Source organism: Microcystis sp. LEGE 08355 (assembly GCF_015207185.1).
Taxonomy (GTDB): domain Bacteria; phylum Cyanobacteriota; class Cyanobacteriia; order Cyanobacteriales; family Microcystaceae; genus Microcystis; species Microcystis panniformis.
The window spans coordinates 1-2,218 of record NZ_JADEXI010000697.1; the positions used below are offsets into that span (position 1 = coordinate 1).

Sequence of the window (2,218 nt, forward strand, 5' to 3'; positions counted from 1 at the left end):
CTTAACGATAAATACTTATGTCTTGGCATTCCCAAGTTGAACCGGCAATTATCCAAGGGGATTTCTGGCAAGTTAGCCAGTTTTATCAAGAATTGATAGAAAAAGAACCCTTAGAAATTAGTCATTATTGGTATTTAGGATTGGCCTATCTTTTAGAAGCTAGGGAAGAAGAAGCACAAACCACATGGTTATTCGTCCTCAGTCAAGGGGATGAAGGGGAAATGACTGCGTGGACAGCAGATTTAGTCAATATTTTGGATGGGGAAGCGCGAAGACAATTAGAGTTAGGCAATTTAGAAACCAGTTGGTTAATTCGAGGACATATTCGCGAGATTAGTCCCGATAATATTGATAATTTACTGCGGTTTATTTTATTAGCAATTAATTTGAATTATTTCGATCAAGAGCAGTTAAAAACCTGGTTATTTGTTGATGTGTTAAAAATCAATGATTTCCAGAGTCTAGAGTTAAGTTTATTAGCAGAAGTTTTAGAAAAATTTCTCGATTCTCAGATACCAGAAACCGTCCCTTACTTAGAGGCAATATTTCAATCTAACTGTCAGCGACAAACTTTTATCAAAGTAGTAGAAGCTAAAGTACCTTCTCTAGCCATGAATAATAAACCATTGGCTATTGATGTTATTAATACTTGTTTAGCAGTAGAACCGGAGCAAATTTGCCTGTTAGCTGAACTTTATCAATGTTATTTTGATAATCGAGATTTTGCTGCTGCTATGCAAGTAGCTAGTCAATTAAAAACAAGCTGTCGAGATTTGCCTTCTCAAGCTGTCGCTGATTATATTGCTCTTTATGTCAAATTATTTAGTGGTAATTGGGTCGATATTAAGGCAGATATTGAAGAATATACAGAATCCTTGCAAAAAAGTATCACTAATCGAGAATGTCCCAGATTATTGGATAAACCATCCCTAACAATTTTATCCCCTCTAGTTTACCTAGAAGATAACCCACGAAAAAACCGTTACATTAATAATTGTGTTGGTCAATTTTTTCAGGAATACGTTCGCAATAATTCTAACTGTCATTCTTTGCGAAAATCGACTATTAAGGATACCAATAAAGTTCTGAAAATTGGCTATATTGCCCATACTTTATATAATCATTCTATCGGATTAATCTCTAGATGGTTAATGAAGTATCATGACTATAATGAGTTTCATGTCTCTTTATACCTAGTATCTCAAAAAGAAGATTTTATCACTAAAAATGATTTTAGAAATCAGGTAAATGCTTGCTATAACTTACCGATGGATCCTCGAATGATTGCTGAAAAAATCAGTGAAGATAATATTGATATTTTGGTAGATTTAGACAGCATCACTAATAACACAACTTGTCAAGTCATGGCACTTAAACCCGCACCAATACAAGTGACTTGGTTAGGTTTTGATGCGTCAGGAATTCCCGCAATTGATTACTATCTTGCTGATAATTACGTTTTACCAGCAGATGCACAGGAATATTACCGAGAAAAAATTTGGCGCTTACCTAATTCCTATATTTGTGTGGATGGTGTCGAGGTTGCTTACCCCTCTCTCCGAAGAGATGATTTAGGGATTCCAGAGGATGCAATTAATTACTTAACCGTACAAACGGGGGTTAAACGTAACCCTGAAACTATTCGACTTCAGCTACAAGTTTTAAAGGCAGTTCCTAATAGTTATTTGAGTATTCAAGGGTTAAGTGATGCTAAATCAGTAGAAAAATTATTTTTCAAAGTTGCCGAGGAAGAAAGAATTAATTATGAGAGATTAAAAATCTTCCCCCTCTATCCCACAGGAATTTATCGAGCAAATTTAAGAATAGCTGATGTGGTTTTAGATACCTATCCTTTTACGGGAGGAATGACGACTTTAGATGTGCTGTGGATGGGGATTCCTTTAGTTACAAAAGTTGGTCAACAATGGTCATCGAGAAATAGTTATACTTTAATGGTTAATGCGGGAATTAGTGAGGGTATTGCTTGGAGTGATGAGGAGTATATCGATTGGGGAATTAAGTTAGGTAAGGATGAACAGTTGAGACGCAAAGTTATCGCTAAATTGGATGAATCTAGAAAAACTTCACCGATTTGGAATGCACGTCAGTTTACTAAAGATGTGGAAAGCGCCTATCGTCAAATGTGGCAAATCTATTGTGAAAGTTAATTAAGGAGAGAATTAAATCATGTCTTGGCAAAATGAAGTTAAAACCGCTT

1 protein-coding gene is annotated in these 2,218 nt (G+C 35.4%); it reads left to right on the forward strand.

Features of this window, described 5'->3' with window-relative positions:
* Positions 1-17 precede the first annotated feature (17 nt).
* The gene (locus IQ242_RS23045; protein ID WP_193961553.1) at positions 18-2,168 is read left to right on the forward strand and encodes an O-linked N-acetylglucosamine transferase, SPINDLY family protein; all 2,151 of its coding nucleotides are present in this window, start codon (positions 18-20) and stop codon (positions 2,166-2,168) included.
* Positions 2,169-2,218: the final 50 nt, after the last annotated feature.